This window comes from Flagellimonas onchidii (assembly GCF_004804315.1).
In the GTDB taxonomy this organism is placed as follows: domain Bacteria; phylum Bacteroidota; class Bacteroidia; order Flavobacteriales; family Flavobacteriaceae; genus Flagellimonas; species Flagellimonas onchidii.
Genome location: NZ_SRXX01000047.1, coordinates 1 through 3328, shown reverse-complemented (window position 1 = coordinate 3328; position 3328 = coordinate 1). Strand labels below are relative to the sequence as shown.

General features: G+C 35.0%; 3 protein-coding genes. 1 reads left to right on the top strand and 2 read right to left on the bottom strand.

Going from position 1 to position 3328, the window contains the following annotated elements:
- On the top strand, positions 1-876 hold an 876-nt coding region (locus E4661_RS19205), incomplete at its 5' end, for a hypothetical protein (protein ID WP_168796448.1).
- On the opposite strand, the gene E4661_RS18905 is transcribed toward E4661_RS19205, so the two are convergent.
- Both E4661_RS18905 and E4661_RS18900 read right to left on the bottom strand, forming a co-directional pair.
- A complete protein-coding gene (locus E4661_RS18905; RefSeq protein ID WP_136469023.1) occupies positions 865-1866 on the bottom strand; it encodes a DUF288 domain-containing protein in 1002 nt (333 codons plus the stop codon). The genes E4661_RS19205 and E4661_RS18905 overlap by 12 nt on opposite strands.
- 540 nt (positions 1867-2406) lie before the next feature.
- The gene (locus tag E4661_RS18900; protein WP_136469022.1) at positions 2407-2949 is read right to left on the bottom strand and encodes a hypothetical protein; all 543 of its coding nucleotides are present in this window, start codon (positions 2947-2949) and stop codon (positions 2407-2409) included.
- Between the last annotated feature and the right edge of the window lie 379 nt (positions 2950-3328).

Sequence of the window (3328 nt, the reverse complement as noted above, 5' to 3'; positions counted from 1 at the left end):
AAACTACCATTGCTCTATTTTCTGTTCAAATATGGAAAGATATATGGTAAAGAGTTTTATACAAATTTTGCATTGGAAAAATTTGGAGAAATATTGATAAATGAATTCTCACAAGAAGGGAATCCCCCCACCGATTTTTATCAAGGAAGCTTGGGAATAGGCTGGGGGCTGGTAAAATTTATCGAAGAAGGTTTTTTTGAGTTTGATGAGCTTGATGACACCTTATCAAAATTGGATGCTATGGTATTCAGGGAAATGGACCAAAAAATAGAATCCAATCTTGGGTCAGTTCATGGCCTATTGGATTTTTTGGGGATGGGATTTTATTTAAGGGGAAGGGCCGGACTGGCAAAGGAAAAATCAAGAAGTCCCGAAATTCTCCGATATCTTTCTAAAACAGTCCAAAAAATAATAAATATTCCATGTGATCTTTCAATGGGGAGTCCCTTGATACTTTCCCTTTTTTATCATTTCATATCTCAATGCAATGGAAACGACATGGATTTTGATGTATCATTACAGACTGATATAGAAAAACTTCAGGCAACACTGCATAAAAAAATTGCTTCTAAAAACATCATAGATCAATACCAACATTTATTGCGAGACAATGAAGTTTATAAGGCCATATGTTACAATGGTTGTTTGGCCAATGTGGTTCCAGAAATATTGGCAGAAAAGGACCGATTGATACAAAAGGTCAATATCACCGCAAACGAGATAATGGGCAAACTATATTCAATGACCAAAAGTGATAAGGAATCACAGGTTAACCACCTTGCCATATTGGGAATGGCACTATTGGATGATAAATCTGGAATAGGTATTTCCTCTTTTAGTCAAGTATATAATGCCTACGCACGATTAATCACATAGGTTGTTTTGAAGACTTTCCAACCATGCTCCTAGAACATGTAATTCCCTTGATGATACAATATTGTTCTTTTCCAGGGCTTGGTATGCGTTCATCAAGTTTGTAGCTATGGTATGATTGGACTTGATGGCTTTTTTTACAATTTCAACTGTTCTTTCAGCATATAGGTAGCAGGGAATCTCCTGTTCAAAATCCTTCATTAGATTGTGCTCGTTCCTTTCTTGGTATACCGTGGCCTCGTTGATTCCCAATTGATAGCCATGGGCCCACATGATGGGCTGGGCGACCAAACCTCGCAATATATCCGAAAAACGCATGGTGACCGTGGAAGGGATGTACAGCAATGGAAAAAGCTCTTTTCTAAAAGCGGTGTTCTGTGAATTGAACGGTGATAGTGTGCCCATGGGCAGCACGATGTTTCCGTTCTTCTTGAAGATACATGGGACATTGTCCACCAATCTATAGACAGCATCAACATCGGGATCTTGATCGGCCAGCCCCTGCCACACTCCTACCGTCACCTTCTTTTTGTCCAATTCATTTGGGTGTATTTTTACGTCTGGCGATTTGATGAGGTGCAATGGGAGCCCACGGGGCCATATCTTTAGGTCAGAGTAATGGAAATAGATATTGACAAATCCATTACGCTGCCTTACCTCTGAAAAAACACCTTCAAAATTTGGGAACAACCAATCTTTATAGGGGATATTGTCATCATCCGTATCCACAATAATCTCGGCCCCACTTTTTATGGCATGGAGATAGCCCAAGTTTTTCCTCGCATAATGGTTGTAGGGCAAAAGTTCCTCCATATTGGGAAAGCTTTTCTTTTGTTCGTCCACGGATAGATATATAGTATTGTCCTCCTTCCAGTCAAAGGGAGTTTTTTTGTCCCCGACCACGATAAGTCCAAAACCATCTTTCTTGGAAAACTCCTTTACGGCCTTGGTAGGTTGGAATATGGTAGTGATCACAATATATCTTTTGTCCATCTTTCGATTCTATTTTATCTAACTCAGATTGTTTTGATTTTCTTGATGTGCAAGAGATAACAATTACTGACAACTTGAATACGAAACTATTATTGGAAGAATCATTTCATGCGTTTTGGTTTTCATTGGAAAGATGTCCCATGGCTTTGTGGAACAGAGCATAGAGCCCGATTTCATTTTTAATGTTCAATGACATGGCCAAAAAACGGAGAACTTCTCCTACTATGATGATATCCTTTTCCTAAACTTTATTCTTTTTTGAAGGCTACAAAAAAAGTAAATCTTCACTTTAGATTCTTAATTTTTTCAAAGTCTTCTCAGTAATTTTATTAAACATTTACAATTAGAGTATAATATTTGAATTTGTGTTGACTTCGCGTATTCTTTTCAATGCTGAAATATACATTACCAGTTCAACAATAAAATTATTAAATCCGAGATTGTCAAAAACGAGCCTTATAAATCCTATCATTTCTTGCAGGGTTCTTGGATTTTGTTGGTTTTCCAATACATTCATCAGTCTTTTCTGCTAAATAAAATCTAATTCAAGTTTTTTTGCCACAAAAAAAATTCAATATACTCTATTAGATCTTCCTTATTATTTTCAAAATTATCTAACCCCATTTTGGTGTACTCGTCTTGGTTGTAAGTGGAATATCTCGCATATTCAAACGAGAGCAAGTTTTCGAATTTAAATATGGTATCACCAATTGTTAATTTTGAGATTTTACAAAATAGTGTAAAAATTTGGATAATAATCTTGGTTTTAATTAATGAAATATCACATCTATTCTCTTTTAAAAGATGAATAAGGACTACTCCAAGATTATGATGTAAATTGTATTCATCAGCGATTGGCTTTATAAAATAATCATGGATTCCATAGTGAATAGTGTTGTTTTCAAAATTTGAAAACAAAAAATGTCTTGTCGATTTTAAATCTTTTTCAGAAGATGAGTTTTCGTCAATAAATTTATCAAAAAAGCTTGAGAAATATTGAATGGTTTCATTGACAAATTTATTTTTGATACATAAGGTAAATTGAATATTAGCTCCTCTGTCGAAATCCAGCTTAATCAGCATACATACTTCGTGCTTGAAATCAAGACTTTGTTGATGTATCCATGTATAGTAGTATATGCTAATAATTTTGATTATAAAAAGCAGTGAATGTTAAATGCCTTATCGCTTGTTGCTCCTCAATATTTTTATAGTTCATTTGAAAGAGATGTTTCCCCATAAGTCGAATTGACTTTATAGTTGCCATTATTCACATTTTCAATCATTTTTATTCTATTTGACATTTTTGAATAGAACGTTATTAAGTCTCTTAATCTGTACTAGCCACTACTTAACCTGACAGTTGTGGTTAATCTGACACTTGAAAAGAACCTTTAAGCTCATTGTATTCGATGAGCTTTTCTTTTGCTAAAAGTATGGAATCCTCAAAAGTCTGCAAAGG

Excerpts from the sequence above, each read along its gene's own strand:
- E4661_RS18905 (WP_136469023.1), bottom strand. The coding sequence starts at position 1,866 with ATGGACAAAAGATATATTGTGATCACTACCATATTCCAACCTACCAAG.
- E4661_RS18900 (WP_136469022.1), bottom strand. The coding sequence starts at position 2,949 with ATGCTGATTAAGCTGGATTTCGACAGAGGAGCTAATATTCAATTTACC.